This window comes from Amycolatopsis sp. NPDC104587 (assembly GCF_055583645.1).
In genome coordinates this window covers 679,110-692,663 of the sequence record NZ_JBVJNO010000003.1, presented here as the reverse complement: position 1 = coordinate 692,663, position 13,554 = coordinate 679,110, and the positions used below count along the sequence as shown (strand labels likewise).

12 protein-coding genes are annotated in these 13,554 nt (G+C 71.2%); 4 read left to right on the top strand and 8 right to left on the bottom strand.

Translation table 11 applies throughout. From position 1 onward, the window contains the following. Positions 1-82: 82 nt before the first annotated feature. From ACZ61C_RS11325 to ACZ61C_RS11315, 3 genes are all read left to right on the top strand, one after another. Positions 83-1,720 carry an ABC-F family ATP-binding cassette domain-containing protein gene (locus tag ACZ61C_RS11325; RefSeq protein WP_465305414.1) on the top strand — a complete coding sequence of 546 codons (1,638 nt, stop codon included), beginning with the start codon at positions 83-85 and terminating at the stop codon, positions 1,718-1,720. Then, entirely contained in the window at positions 1,717-2,202 is a 486-nt protein-coding gene (locus ACZ61C_RS11320; protein WP_465305412.1) for a GNAT family N-acetyltransferase, read from the top strand. The genes ACZ61C_RS11325 and ACZ61C_RS11320 overlap by 4 nt, the downstream gene beginning before the upstream one ends. A gap of 468 nt (positions 2,203-2,670) precedes the next feature. Then, on the top strand, positions 2,671-2,859 hold the full coding sequence (locus ACZ61C_RS11315) for a hypothetical protein (RefSeq protein WP_465305410.1): 189 nt from the start codon (positions 2,671-2,673) through the stop codon (positions 2,857-2,859). Here the strand turns inward: ACZ61C_RS11315 and ACZ61C_RS11310 are convergent. The 5 genes from ACZ61C_RS11310 to ACZ61C_RS11290 all read right to left on the bottom strand — a co-directional run bounded on the left by ACZ61C_RS11310 (position 2,856) and on the right by ACZ61C_RS11290 (position 9,098). Next, positions 2,856-3,677, bottom strand: coding sequence for a carbohydrate ABC transporter permease (locus ACZ61C_RS11310; protein ID WP_465305408.1), 822 nt, complete (start codon positions 3,675-3,677; stop codon positions 2,856-2,858). The two genes, ACZ61C_RS11315 and ACZ61C_RS11310, sit on opposite strands and share 4 nt — an antisense overlap. Further along, a complete protein-coding gene (locus tag ACZ61C_RS11305) occupies positions 3,674-4,645 on the bottom strand; it encodes a carbohydrate ABC transporter permease (RefSeq protein ID WP_465305406.1) in 972 nt (323 codons plus the stop codon). Before ACZ61C_RS11305 ends, ACZ61C_RS11310 begins: the two co-directional genes overlap by 4 nt. Next, complete coding sequence (locus ACZ61C_RS11300) at positions 4,627-5,898, bottom strand: ABC transporter substrate-binding protein (protein ID WP_465305404.1); 1,272 nt, start codon at positions 5,896-5,898, stop codon at positions 4,627-4,629. Before ACZ61C_RS11300 ends, ACZ61C_RS11305 begins: the two co-directional genes overlap by 19 nt. Positions 5,899-6,010: 112 nt before the next feature. Then, positions 6,011-8,098 (bottom strand): alpha-galactosidase, encoded by a 2,088-nt coding sequence (locus tag ACZ61C_RS11295; protein WP_465305402.1) that lies wholly within the window; start codon positions 8,096-8,098, stop codon positions 6,011-6,013. Between the two features lie 55 nt (positions 8,099-8,153). Further along, on the bottom strand, positions 8,154-9,098 hold the full coding sequence (locus tag ACZ61C_RS11290) for a methionyl-tRNA formyltransferase (RefSeq protein WP_465305400.1): 945 nt from the start codon (positions 9,096-9,098) through the stop codon (positions 8,154-8,156). 114 nt (positions 9,099-9,212) lie between these two features. Between ACZ61C_RS11290 and ACZ61C_RS11285 the strand changes: the two genes are divergently transcribed. After that, positions 9,213-10,532, top strand: a complete 1,320-nt coding sequence (locus ACZ61C_RS11285) for a lysine N(6)-hydroxylase/L-ornithine N(5)-oxygenase family protein (RefSeq protein WP_465305398.1) — start codon at positions 9,213-9,215, stop codon at positions 10,530-10,532. 93 nt (positions 10,533-10,625) lie between these two features. Here the strand turns inward: ACZ61C_RS11285 and ACZ61C_RS11280 are convergent, their stop codons facing one another. From ACZ61C_RS11280 to ACZ61C_RS11270, 3 genes are read right to left on the bottom strand one after another with little or no spacing between them, the layout of a single operon-like run. Next, positions 10,626-11,441, bottom strand: coding sequence for an ABC transporter ATP-binding protein (locus ACZ61C_RS11280; protein WP_465305396.1), 816 nt, complete (start codon positions 11,439-11,441; stop codon positions 10,626-10,628). A gap of 4 nt (positions 11,442-11,445) precedes the next feature. After that, positions 11,446-12,504: a FecCD family ABC transporter permease gene (locus ACZ61C_RS11275; protein ID WP_465305394.1), complete on the bottom strand. Its 1,059-nt coding sequence runs from the start codon at positions 12,502-12,504 to the stop codon at positions 11,446-11,448. 1 nt (position 12,505) lies between these two features. Next, positions 12,506-13,543, bottom strand: a complete 1,038-nt coding sequence (locus ACZ61C_RS11270) for a FecCD family ABC transporter permease (RefSeq protein ID WP_465305392.1) — start codon at positions 13,541-13,543, stop codon at positions 12,506-12,508. Positions 13,544-13,554 lie beyond the last annotated feature (11 nt).

Genomic DNA, 13,554 nt, shown 5'->3' with positions numbered 1-13,554 from the left:
CAAAGCGCCACCGGACACACACCGTCGGTGGCTTTGACCTTGATCTGACAGTTCACCACGTGCCCGTAGACTCGGCTACCTCATGAGCGCAACTCTCGTCGCGAAGGACCTGGCCGCGGGCCACGGTGACCGCATCCTCTTCTCCGGCCTCGATCTCGTGGTCGCGCCGGGCGACGTCGTCGGCCTGGTCGGGGTCAACGGCGCCGGCAAGTCGACGCTGCTGCGGACGCTGGCCGGGCTCGCGAATCCCGACGGCGGCGAGATCCGGCTGAACCCGCCGACCGCCACCGTCGGGCACCTGCCGCAGGAGCCCGAGCGGCGCGAAGGCGAGTCGGTGCGAGGGTTCCTGGCGCGCCGCACCGGCGTGGCGACGGCCCAGGCGGAGCTCGACCACGAGACCGAAGCCCTCACCGCGGGCGAAGCCGGCGCGGACGACCGGTACGCCGCCGCGCTCGACCGGTGGCTCGCCCTCGGCGGCGCCGACCTCGACGACCGGGCCGCGGAGGTGGCCGCCGACCTCGGGCTCGCCGTCGATCTCGACCAGCCGATGACGTCGCTCTCGGGCGGCCAGGCCGCGCGCGCCGGGCTCGCATCGCTGCTGCTGAGCCGCTACGACGTCTTCCTGCTCGACGAGCCGACCAACGACCTCGACCTGGACGGCCTGGCCCGGCTGGAGCGGTTCGTGTCCGGGCTGCGCTCGGCGACCGTCCTGGTCAGCCACGACCGTGAGTTCCTCGCCCGGACCGTCGACCGCGTCGTCGAGCTGGACCTCGCGCAGCAGCAGGTGAACGTCTACGGCGGTGGTTACGAGGCCTACCTCGAGGAACGCGAGGTCGCGCGGCGGCACGCACGCGAGGAGTACGAGGAGTACGCCGGGACGAAGTCCGCGCTCGAGGCGCGCGGGCGGATGCAGCGGTCGTGGATGGAGAAGGGTGTCAAGAACGCCCGCCGGAAGCAGCCCGACAACGACAAGGTGGGCCGCAAGTTCCGCACCGAGGCCACCGAGAAGCAGGCTTCGAAGGCGCGTCAGACCGAGCGCATGATCGAGCGCCTGGACGTCGTCGAGGAGCCGCGCAAGGAGTGGGAGCTGCGGATGGAGATCGCCGCGGCCCCGCGGGCGGGCGCGGTGGTCGCGACCCTGCGCGGCGCGGTCGTCCGCCGTGGCGGGTTCACGCTCGGGCCGGTCGACCTGCAGGTCGACTGGGCGGACAAGGTCGCCATCACCGGCGCGAACGGCTCCGGCAAGTCGACGCTCCTGGCCGCGATGCTCGGCCGGATCGCCCTCGACGAAGGTGATGCCGCGCTCGGGCCCGGCGTGGTGGTCGGCGAGGTCGACCAGGCCCGGAAGCTGTTCCTCGGCGACGTCCCGCTCGCGGACGCGTTCGCCCGCGAGGTGCCGGAGCTGCCCGACGCCGACGTCCGGACGCTGCTGGCGAAGTTCGGGCTCAAGGCCGCGCACGTGCTGCGGTCCGCGGCGACGCTTTCGCCGGGGGAGCGCACCCGCGCGGCGCTCGCGCTGCTGCAGGCACGCGGGGTCAACCTGCTGGTGCTGGACGAGCCGACCAACCACCTCGACCTGCCGGCGATCGAGCAGCTCGAGGCGGCGCTGGACAAGTACCCGGGCACGCTCCTGCTGGTGACGCACGACCGCCGGATGCTCGACGCGGTGCACGTCACCCGCCGGCTCGAGGTGGACGGCGGCAAGGTCCGCGAGCTGTGAAGATCCGCGAAGCGGCTCGCGAAGACGGCGACTTCCTCGCCGACATGCTCGTGGCGGCGGTGAACTGGTCGCCGGAGTGGAAGAAGAAGAGCCGGCGGCGGGTGCTGGCGGCGCCGAACACCGCGCACTACATCGCGGGCTGGCCGCGCGAAGACGACCTGGGCGTGGTCGCCGAGGTGGACGGCGAACGCGTCGGCGCGGCCTGGCTGCGCTTCTTTCCGGCCGAGGAACCGGGATACGGGTTCGTCGCGGCCGGCGTCCCGGAGCTGACGATCGGCGTCGCCTCGGCGTGGCGTGGCCGCGGGGTCGGGCGGGCATTGCTGCGGGCGATCGAAGCCCGCGCCGTCGAAGCGGGAGTCGGGCGGATCGGGCTCAGCGTCGAACGGAAGAACTTCGCCCAGCGGCTGTATCTTGCCGAAGGCTACGAGATCGTCGGCGCGGGTTCTGCGGACTCCGACACCATGGTCAAGATCCTCACCTGAGCCCGCATCGGCTGACGCTGTAACGACGTCCGGCACACCGCCGACCTACCACCCGTTCGGCGGTCGAGCGGATGGGCGGCGTGGACAACCCTTACCGGCCCGGGCTGATCGCTCCGGGCCCGGCTCGGTCCGTCGAACCGCCCGCCTCGCAACCCGGAGCCGGTGCGCGTCACCGGCGTGTTTTCACCCGCCATGCCGCTCAACGCTGGCTGGCGGGAGCGGGCCAGGGGCGGCTCGGCCCCGGTTCTTCCTGGGCCAGCTCGGCCGGGGCGACGAGGCGAACTCGATCCTCGTGGCCGCGGTCGGCGAGAAGGGCCGGGCCATCCGCAGTGGCATCATGCCGGAGCTGCGAGCCAAGGGGATCGGCGCGCTGAAGGCCCGGGTACCGACTGCACCCCGTTCCTCCGCGTCGGCTGCCGCGAACTGGCCGTCGACTACCGGCAGCCCGGGCTCGGCGCGGGCGATGACGTGCCCTGCCGCCTGTTCTTCAAGCCCTCCGGCCGGATCTACGACGCGCCCCGGTTGTCCGCGCCCGACCTGCTGACCGACCTCGCCGAGGTGCTGTCAGCGGTGTACGGCGTGGCCGCGCCGCGGGACCACCCCACCTACCGCCGGATCGCCGAGAGCCTGACCACCGAGGCGGTCCCCCTCCGCTAGCCCTTCGTCGCACCGCCCGTCAGGCCCTTGACGAACTGCTTCTGCAACGCCAGGTAGAAGATCAGCACCGGCAGCGTCGCCAGGAACATCAGCGCGAACACACTCCCGAGGTCGGCCTGGTACTGGCCGATCGAGCGGTAGATGCCGGTGGTGATCGTCGTTCCCTGGCTCGGGCCGAGGATGATCAGCGGGTCGATGAAGTCGTTCCAGATCCACACGCCGAGGAAGATCAGCACCGACGCCGTCGCCGGGCGCAGCAGCGGGAACACCACCCGCCAGAACACCTGCATGCGGTTCGCGCCGTCGAGCCGGGCCGCCTCCTCCAGCTCCACCGGCACGCCGCGGATGAAACCGGTGAACACGAACACGCCGAACGGCACGTAGTACCCGACGTTGAACAGGACCAGCCCCTGCAGCGTCGCCATCAGGTGGGTGACGCGCAGGACGTCGGTGATCGGGATGAGGATGACCTGCGGCGGGATCATCAGCCCGGCCAGCAGCACCACCGTCAGCGCCTGGGTCCACCGCTTGCCCGACCGCGCGAGGTAGTGCCCGAGCAGCGCCGAAAGCACGGTGAGCACGAGGATCGACAGCACCGTGACGACGATGCTGTTGGTCAGGCTGACCCAGAACAGCCCGTCCGGCCGGGTCAGCACGGCGTGGATGTTCGCCAGGGTCGGCGGCAGGGGGAGTGCCGCCGGTTCCGCGGCGATCCGGTCACCCTGCTTGAAGACGTTGGCCAGCACCAGGTACAGCGGCACGAAGAACACGGCGCTGACGACGAGCGCGGTCGTGGGCCGCAGCCAGGAACGCGTCACAGGTCCACCTCGCGGCGGCGCAGGAAGCTCAGCACGACGGTGGTCACGACCGCGACGATCACCAGCATCAGCACGGCCATCGCCGACGCGTACCCGACGTGGTTGGCGTCGAACCCGGTCTGCAGCACGTCGAACGCGATCGTCGCGGTCGCCCCGGAGCCCGGGCCGCCGTTGGTGATCACCTTGACGTAGTCGTAGGTCTTGAACGCCGAGATCAGCAGCACGACGGTGGTGATCGTCAGCGACGGCGCGAGCAGCGGCCAGGTCACCGCGCGGAACCGGCGCACCGGCCCGGCGCCGTCGATCTCCGCGGCCTCCAGCAGCTCCGCCGGAACGCCCTGCAGCCCGGCGAGGTAGACCACGACGCAGAACCCGAGCATCTGCCAGCACACGATCGAGGCGACCGAATACAGCGCGACGTCCGGATCGGACAGCCAGCCCGGCGGGTGCTCGATCCCCAGCGCTCGCAGGAGGTTGTTGAGCGGGCCCTGGTCGTCGAGCAGCCGGGACCACACGATCGAGACGACCACCGAGCTGAGGATCACCGGCGTGAAGAACACGCTGCGCAAGGCGTTGTAGAGCCGGCCCTTCCGGTCCAGCAGCAGCGCGACGCCGAGACCGAGGACGTTCGGCACGACCACCACGACGACCGTCAGGATCGTGGTCACCTTCAACGCGGTGAGGAACTGCTCGTCGGTGAACAGCAGCCGGTAGTTCTCCAGCCCGACGAACTTCACCGGCGGCTTGAACGGGTTGTAGTTGGTGAGGCTGTACCCGAAGCTGATCAGGATCGGCGCGAGCACAAAACAGAGGTACACGAGCACGCCGGGCGCGCCGAACGAGGCGAAGTGCCACACCCGCGGCAGGACGGGCTTGCGCCGCCTGCCGCGGGCGGGCGCCCGGCGGGGCTTCGGTGGGGCGGGCGGGGAGACCACGGCGGTCAAGGTCGTCAGCCCGCCTTCGCCCATTCGGTGTCCAGGAACGCACACGCGTCGGCCACGGACTTGCGGCCGGTGATGACGTCCTGGGCGGCCTGGTCGACCTTGTCCTTCATCCCCGGCAACAGGCCGTCGTCCGCGGTCTCCCAGCGGAAGGCGTGCACGACGGCGTTCTGCCGCACGGCCTGGGTGTAGAGGTCGTAGCCGGCCGTGAAGACCGGGCCGACGCCGGCCGGCGGGGTGTAACCCTTGATCGCCGGGAACAGGCCGTCGGCCTTGACCGACGCGTCGAGCTGGTCCTTGTCGAGCTGGAAGCCGAGGGCGAACTTCTTGGCGGCGTCGAGGTTCGCGGCCTTGGCGTTCACGATCATCCCGCCGCCGGTGTAGGCGGGGACGACGAGCTTCCCGTCCTCGGTGGGGAAGTCGAACACGCCGATGTCGAAGTCGTGTTTCTTCGAGTCGGCGTTGGCGGCGAACCAGTTGCCCATCGGGTACATCGCGCTCTTGCCGTCGAGGAAGGCCTGCTCGGTCGCCGCGTAGTCGCGCGAAACGCTGGTCTTGTCGACGTACCCCTTGCCGGCGAGGTCGGCCAGCTTGGCGAACGCTTTCCGGAACGCCGGGTCGGTGAACTTCACCTTGTCCTGGCGGCGCTGGGTGAGCCAGTCCGGCGTCGTGTTGTAGACCTCGGTGCCGACCAGTCCGGAAAGGATCATCGACGACGGGAAGCCGTCCTTGCCGCCGCCGATGGTGAACGGCGCGTACCCCTTGTCCTTCAGCTTGCCGGCGTCGGTGACGAGCTCGTCCCACGTCTTCGGGGTCGCGGGGATGCCCGCGTCGGCGAACATCTTCTTGTTGTAGTAGACCGGCGGGATGGTCTGGGTGTTGGCCGGCAGCTGGTAGTACTTGCCGTTGACGGGGTTGGCCTCGGGGAACTGGAAGTCCTTGAGCTCGTCCGGCGTCCAGGCGTAGAGGTTGCCGGCTTCGGCGAAGCCCGCCGAGTCGACGGCGATCATCACGTCCGGGAACTGGCCGGACTGCAGCAGCTGCTTCGCGTACGACGTCCGGCCGTCGGCGGTCGGGGCGACGAGCTTCTTGACCTTGGTGCCCGGGTTCTTGTCGGTGACGCGCTTGATGGCGGCGTCCCAGTAGGCCGGGGTGAGGTTCGGGGTTTCGAACGTCAGGAAGGTGATCTCCGCGCCGTCGCCGCTGCCGGCGCCGGCGCCCACCGAGCACCCGCTCACCGCCAGGAGCACGACCGCTCCCAGCGCCAGGGACCTTCTCATCGTTCCTCCCGAACTCCACCCACCATATGTGATGTATGACGCATTTGATCGGACGTCTGATCGGGTGTCAAGCGTCGAATCCCGTCGAACTCCGGCGAGAGGCGTCGAGAGATCAGATCTTTCGCTGCAACCGGCGGAGAACGCTGGAGAAATCGCCGGTCGGCAAGCCGAGGGGCAGCCCGTGGGCGAGCAGCACCGCGCCGCTGTGCGTGGTCCCCGAGTCCGGATCGAGGTACCGGTGAGCGGGATCGAGGCCCTCGAGCCGCAACGGCCGCTCCGGCGCGTTGAAGTGCGCGGCCTGCCGATAGGCGAAGACGACCGCGCGGTCACCGAGGACGTACTGGAGCGCGGCCACTCCGTCGCCGGACGGCGGCCGCAGCCGGAACAGCGAGCCGTGCTGCACCACCGGCCGGATGTCCCGGTACAGCGCGATCATCTCGCGGGCGAGTGCGAGGTCCGCCTCGGGCCAGCCGACGACGTCACCGCCGAGGCCGAGCACCCCGGCCATCGCGACGTGGAAGCGGAACCGCAGTGGCGCCGACCGGCCCGTGACGAAGTTGGGGTTGTCGGTCACCCAGGCCGACATCGCCCGCGTCGGGTAGAGCTGGCCGTACCCGTGCTGGATCCGCAGCCGGTCGAGTGCGTCGGTGTTGTCCGACGTCCAGACCTGGTCGACGCGGGCGAGCACCCCGAGGTCGATCCGGCCGCCACCGCCCGCGCACGCCTCGATCCGCAGCCCGGGGTGGTCCGCGCGCAGCCGGTCCATGAGCGTGTACACCGCTTCGGTGTGCTCGGTCCACAGGCGATCGGGGTCCGCGTCGGCCGGCCAGCCCGCCTCGCTGAACGGGCGGTTCATGTCCCACTTGAGGAAGTCGGCCCCGTGCTCGCCGACGAGCCGGTCGAGCCAGTCGTGCGCCCACGCCGCGACGTCGGCGCGCGCGAAGTTGAGCACGAGCTGGTTGCGCAGCGGCGAGCGGCGCCGGTGCGGGTGGTGCAGCACCCAGTCCGGGTGCGCGCGGTAGAGGTCGCTGTCGGGGTTGACCATTTCGGGCTCGACCCAGATGCCGAACTGCATGCCGAGCCCGTGCACGGCGTCGACCAGCGGTTTCAGCCCGTCGGGGAAGCGCTCGCGGTTGACGTGCCAGTCGCCGAGCCCCGCGTGGTCGCCGGTGCGCGCCCCGAACCAGCCGTCGTCCATGACGAACAGCTCGACGCCGAGGGCGGCGGCTCGCTCGGCGAGCGCGCGCTGGCCGGCCTCGCTGACGTCGAACCCCGTGGCCTCCCAGGAGTTGTAGAGCACCGGACGCAGTTCGTCCGGGTGGGGCAGGACGTGGTGCAGGACGTAGGCGTGCCACGCGCGGCTCGCGGCGCCGAAACCGCCGCGCGTGTACAGGCCCGCGGCGACCGGGGTGGTCAGCGGCCGCCCCGGTCCGACCCGGTGGACTACGCCGTCCTGCCCGAACCCGCCGCTGACTGTCAGCCGCCCGGTCGACGAGCGGGTGGTGGTCAGCCGCCACGACCCGCTCCACGCCAGCGCGACGCCGTGGACCTCGCCGTGGCGCTCGGTCGCGGTGCCGTCGTCGACCATGACCCAGGGATTCGCGTGGTGGCCGGTGATGCCGCGCCGGCTGGCGAAGACGGTTTCGCCGTGCGGCACGGTTTCCCGGTGCAGCTGGGTCTCCGCGGCCCAGCGGCCGGTGACGTGGCTGAGACGGTAGTCGTCGGACAGCGGCAGCGCCCAGGTCGCCGAGTCGGCCCGGACGACCTCGACCTCGGTGTCCGCCGTCAGCTCGGTCCAGCGTTCGACGACGTCGCCGCGCAGCCGGTAGTGGAGGGTGACCCGCAGCGGGTAGTGCCGGTCGGTGAACCGGACGCTCAGGTGGCCGCGCGCGATCTCGTGGCCCTCGTACCGCCATTCGAAGGCCCGGGCGCCGTCGGCGAACCGAACCTGCAGTGCCGGTGTCCAGTACCGGGTGCCCCCGTCGGCGGCGAGCTCGTCGAGTCCCTCGTTCGGGTCGTTGAAGCCGTCCCACCGGGGAAGCGTTTTCCCGGCGACCTCGGGCACGTCGCCGTCGGGCAGCAGCGGACCCCAGTACACGTGGGTCGGGACGTCGTCTTCGTCGAGCTGCAACGCATACGTGCTCGACTCCCCGGTGAGCACCCAGGTGCGGTGGTCCTCGAGGTAGCGGATCCCGGCCATGCGGGACATCCTGCTGCGGCGGCGCCGGACCGCCAAGAGATGTCCCGCTGACCGGTCAGGGACGGTCGGTGAGGTACCCGCCCATGGTCTTGAAGTAGTCGTGCGCGGCCAGCTCGGCGCCGTCCGCGGTCCGGACCCGCTCGACGCGCAGGCCGGGGGACCGGCCGCGGCGGGCGTCCGGGCCGGCGACGATCACGACGCCGTCACCCTCCTTGATGAAGATGCGGCCCGGTGTGCCGCCGTAGTGGCCTTCGGACACCGACGCCTCGAGGATGCGCAGCTCCTCGCCGCGGTGGTAGGCGAACGCGTTCGGGTACGGGTCGGACAGCGCGCGCACGAACCGTTCGATCTCGGCGGGCGGCGCCGTCCAGTCGATGAGGCTGTCGCGTTTGGCGCGCTTGTGGAAGAAGCTCGCCTTGGTCCGGTCCTGCGGCACGGGCGTGTAGCCGGTCTCGATGAGCTGGATGGCCTCGGCCGTGATCGGCGCGATCAGGTCGACCGTGCGGTGGAAGAGGTCGGTCGTGGTGTCGGCCGGCCCGACCGGGATCGCACGCTGCAGCACGATGTCGCCGGCGTCGAGCTCGCCGTCCATCATGTGGGCGGTGACGCCGACCTCGGGCTCGCCGTTGATCATCGCCCAGATCAGCGGGGAGAACCCCGCGTAGGACGGCAGCAGCGAGTCGTGGATGTTGAGGGTGCCGTGGCGCGGCAGCTCGAAGATCTCCGGCGGCAGCCAGGTGCGCCAGTTGTTCGCCACGATCAGGTCGAGCTCGGCCGCCTTCAGCTCGGCCAGCAGCTCGGCGTCGTCCGGGCGGGTGCGCAGCAGGACGCGGATGCCGTGGGCCTCGGCGAGGTCGGCGACCGAGTCGGCCCAGATCCGCTCGTAGGCGTGGTCGCTCTTCGGGTGCGTGATCACGAGGGCGACCTCGTGACCGGCGTCGATGAGCGCCTGCAGGGTCCGGTGCCCCCAGGTCTGGTAGCCGAACATCGCCACGCGCATGCGAGAGTGCCCTTTCGTGATCGGGGACGAACATCACCACGAACGTACTAGGCGAGGCTCGCCTAAGTTAGGTTAGGGTTCCCTGAACGGTACCGGAACGCGCTAGGGAGCAACATGACTGCAGAGGCCGGCGAACAGGTCCCGATCTACGACGTCGTCGGGGTGGGGTTCGGGCCGTCGAACCTCGCACTCGCGATCGCGCTCGCCGAGCACAACGCCGGTTCGGACCGGCCGGTGACCGCGCACTTCCTGGAGCGGCAACCCCGGTTCGGCTGGCACCGCGGGATGTTGATCACCACTGCGACGATGCAGGTGTCGTTCCTCAAGGACCTCGTCACCATGCGCAACCCGACCAGCGAGTTCAGCTTCCTCAACTACCTGCACTCGGTCGGGCGGCTGGTCGACTTCATCAACCACAAGAACCTCTTCCCGCTGCGGGTCGAGTTCCACGACTACTTCGAGTGGGCCGCGGCGAAGGTCGACGACGTCGTCTCCTACGGCACCGAGGTCGTCTCCGTGACGCCGGTGTACGACGGCGGGGAGGTCGTGTACTTCGACGTCGAGGCCTCCGACGGCTCGTCGCTGCGGGCCCGGAACCTCGTGATGGGCACCGGCCTGCGGCCGCAGCTGCCCGAGGGCGTCACCGCGGGCGCGCGGGTCTGGCACAACAGCGAGCTGCTGTTCCGCGTCGAGGGGATGCGCGGCACCGACCCGCGCCGGTTCGTCGTGGTCGGCGCCGGCCAGAGCGCGGCGGAGGTCGCGGCGCTGCTGCACGACGAGTTCCCGCACGCCGAGGTGTGCGCGGTCTTCGCGCGCTACGGCTACAGCCCGGCCGACGACAGCTCGTTCGCCAACCGGATCTTCGACCCGGAGGCCGTCGACCAGTTCTACGCCGCGGACGAGCCGGTGAAGGACCGCTTGATGCGCTACCACGGCGCGACCAACTACTCGGCCGTCGACGTCGACCTGATCGACGAGCTCTACCGCCGCGTGTACCGCGAGAAGGTGCTGGGGGTGGAGCGGCTGCGGCTGTTCAACGTCTCCCGCCCGGTCGAGGTGACCGACACCGGGACCGCGGTGACGGCGACGGTCGAGTCCCTGACGACGGGCGAGCGCACGGCGCTGGAGGCCGACGCGGTCGTCTACGCGACCGGCTACCGCCCCGCGGACCCGACGCCGCTGCTCGGCGAGCTCGGCCCCCGCTGCGCGCGCGACGAGTCGGGCCGCCTGCGCGTCGAGCGGGACTACCGGCTGACGACGGAACCGGCTCTGGCCGGCGGGATCTACCTGCAGGGCGGCACGGAGCACACGCACGGCATCACGTCGTCACTGCTGTCGAACACCGCGGTGCGGGTGGGGGAGATCCTGCAGTCCATTGTGGACCGCCGGGTGGTGCGCGCGCCCGAAGGGGAGTACGCGGTCAGCGCCCGCTGACGTCGAAGCGCCCCAAGGCGGCCTTGGTTGCGTTCAACGCACCGAAGGCCGCCTTGGGTGCGTTGAACGCACCGAAGGCCACATTGGGGCGCTTCAGGTCTGGGCCGGCGCCGGGTGGTGACGGCTGACCGGGATAACCATCGGCGTCCCGCTGATCGGGTCCGGGGTCACCTGGCAGCGGATGTCGAAGACCTCTTCCACCAGCTCCTCGGTGATTACCTCGACCGGCTTGCCCGAAGCCACGACACGGCCGGCCTTCATCGCGATCACGTGGTCGGCGTAGCGGCAGGCCTGCGGGAGGTCGTGCAGCACCATCACGACCGTGCGGCCCTCGGCGCGGTTGAGGTCGACGACCAGGTCGAGGACGTCGATCTGGTGCGCCAGGTCGAGGTAGGTCGTGGGCTCGTCCAGCAGGAGCACGGGGGTGCCCTGCGCGACCGCCATCGCGATCCACGCGCGCTGGCGCTGGCCGCCGGAAAGCTCGTCGACCGGGCGGTCGGCGAGGTCGGTCATCTCCGTCGCCTCCAGCGCCGCCTGCACCGCGCCTTCGTCGGACGTCGACCACTGCCGCCACCAGCTCTGGTGCGGGGCGCGGCCGCGGCCGACCAGGTCGGCGACCGTCATGCCTTCCGGCGCCACCGGGGACTGCGGGAGGATCCCGAGCCGCTGGGCGACCTGGCGCGTCGGCAGGTCGTGGATCGAGCGGCCGTCCAGGTACACCCCGCCCGACTTCGGCGTGAGCAGCCGGGCGATCGTGCGCAGCAGCGTCGACTTCCCGCACGCGTTGGCGCCGATGATCGCGGTGATCTCCCCCGGCGGGAGGTCGAGGTCGAGGCCGTCGATGACCACCCGGTCGTCGTAGGCGACCCGTAGCCCCTCGACGCGCAGCGAGGGTGCGTCCGATGTCATCTTCTCAGCCTCCGGAACCGGATCGGTTGGCCCTGGCCAGCAGCCAGAGCAGGAGCGGGGCGCCCAGCACGCCGGTGACGATGCCGACCGGCAGCGCGGACGCCGTGATCTCGCGCGCGAGGATGTCGCTGCCCAGCACCACGACCGCGCCGGTGAGCGCGGACGCCGTGATCGGCGGGGCGGCCAGGCGCGCGAGCCGTTGCGCGATCTGGGGCGCGGTCAGCGCGACGAACGAGATCGGGCCCGCCGACGCGGTCGCGAACGCGACCAGCCCGGCGCCCGCCAGCAGCAGGCCGAGCCGCACCGGCTGCACCGGCGTGCCGAGCCCGGCCGCTACCTCGTCGCCGAGCGACAGCGTGCTCATCCACCGCGAGAGCGCCAGCACCAGCGGAAGCAGCACGCACAGCGCGGCGAACAGCGGCACGACGTGTTCCCAGCCGCGGTTGGCGAGGTTGCCGACCATCCACCCGATCGACGCCTGCGCCTCGGTGATCTGGGCCTTGCTGAGCAGGTAGTCGGTCAGGCTGGTGCACATCGCGAAGATGCCGATGCCCACCAGCAGGATCCGGTAGCCGGTGGTCCCGCGCCGCCATGCGAGCGCGTACACCAGCAGCGCGGTGACCAGGCCGCCGAGGAGACCGAGCGTCGTCGTGCCGAGGCCGCCGCCGAAGCCGAACGAGATCCCGGCGACCACGGCGGTGGCCGCACCCGCGTTGATGCCGATCATGTCCGGGCTGGCCAGCGGGTTGCGGGTGATCGTCTGGAACACCGCGCCGGACGCGCCGAACGCGATCCCGGCCAGCAGCCCGGTGAGCGCCCGGGGCAGCCGCAGCTCCTGGACGATGTAGCCGTTCCCGCTGTCGCTGCCGCCGAAGAGGCCCGAAAGGACGTCGGACACGCTCATCGGGACGTCGCCGATCGTCATGCCGACGCAGAACAGGACGAACGTCAGCACCGCGAGGACGAGGCAGACGATCAGCAGCCGCGGCCGGACGCGGGCCGACACCGGCGGTTTCGCGAGGCGGAAGGTGACCCGGTCGCGCCGCACGTGGAGCTGGGTCATCTCACGCCTCCGCGAGCTTGCGCCGGCGGACCAGGTAGATGAAGAACGGCGCGCCGAGGAACGCGACGATCACCCCGGCCCGGATCTCGCTGGGGCGCGCCAGGATCCGGCCGAGGATGTCGGCGGCCAGCAGCAGGCACGGCGCGAGCACCGCGGTGTAGGGCAGCAGCCAGCGGTGGTCCGGCCCGATGACGAACCGCACCGCGTGCGGGACGATCAGCCCGAGGAACACGATCGGCCCGGCGACGGCGACGGCCGCGCCGGTCAGCAGCGTGATCGCCAGCGCGCCGCGCAGCCGCAGCGGGCCGAGCTTCCGGCCGAGCGCGACGGCGACGTCGTCCCCGAGCGCGAGGCTGTTCAGCGCCGGGCCGCTCGCGATCGCCAGCACCACACCGACGACGAGGAACGGCAGGACCTGCAGCAGCGCGCCGCCGTCCACCCCGGCGAGCGAGCCGGCCGACCAGAAGCGGTAGCGGTTGAGCGCCACCGGGTCCGACAGCACCATCGCGCTGGTGAAAGAGGCGAGCAACGCCGTGACGGCGGCCCCGGCCAGCGCCAGCTTGACCGGGCTCGACCCGGCTCGTCCGCGGGTGCCCAGGAAGTAGACGACGGTGGTCGCGGCCAGCGCGCCGGCGAAGGCGAACCAGATGTAGCCGTAGGCGGAGCTGATGCCGAGCACGGTGATCGAGAACACGATGGCGAACGCGGCCCCGGCGCTGACGCCGAGCAGCCCGGGGTCGGCCAGCGGGTTGCGGGTCAGCGCCTGCATCACGCAGCCGGCGAGCCCGAGCCCGGCGCCCACGAGCACCGCGAGCAGCGTGCGCGGCAGGCGGACACTGTGGATGATCACGGCGTCCGCGGAGCCGTCGTTGTGCCACAGCACCTGCCAGACCGCGTCGAACGAGATCTCCTTCGACCCCAGCCAGACACTCAGCAGGCACAGGAAGACGAGCACGCCGAAGGCGGCCAGCAGACCGAGCGCGCGGCCCGTGTGTGGCGGGCGTCGCGTGAGAGCGATCCCTCCGGGGTCTGTTCGCACCGCACCTCCGA

Excerpts from the sequence above, each read along its gene's own strand:
- ACZ61C_RS11300 (WP_465305404.1), bottom strand. The coding sequence starts at position 5,898 with ATGAGAAGGTCCCTGGCGCTGGGAGCGGTCGTGCTCCTGGCGGTGAGC.
- ACZ61C_RS11295 (WP_465305402.1), bottom strand. The coding sequence starts at position 8,098 with ATGGCCGGGATCCGCTACCTCGAGGACCACCGCACCTGGGTGCTCACC.
- ACZ61C_RS11290 (WP_465305400.1), bottom strand. The coding sequence starts at position 9,098 with ATGCGCGTGGCGATGTTCGGCTACCAGACCTGGGGGCACCGGACCCTG.
- ACZ61C_RS11275 (WP_465305394.1), bottom strand. The coding sequence starts at position 12,504 with ATGACCCAGCTCCACGTGCGGCGCGACCGGGTCACCTTCCGCCTCGCG.
- ACZ61C_RS11325 (WP_465305414.1), top strand. The coding sequence starts at position 83 with ATGAGCGCAACTCTCGTCGCGAAGGACCTGGCCGCGGGCCACGGTGAC.
- ACZ61C_RS11305 (WP_465305406.1), bottom strand. The coding sequence starts at position 4,645 with ATGGGCGAAGGCGGGCTGACGACCTTGACCGCCGTGGTCTCCCCGCCC.
- ACZ61C_RS11285 (WP_465305398.1), top strand. The coding sequence starts at position 9,213 with ATGACTGCAGAGGCCGGCGAACAGGTCCCGATCTACGACGTCGTCGGG.
- ACZ61C_RS11280 (WP_465305396.1), bottom strand. The coding sequence starts at position 11,441 with ATGACATCGGACGCACCCTCGCTGCGCGTCGAGGGGCTACGGGTCGCC.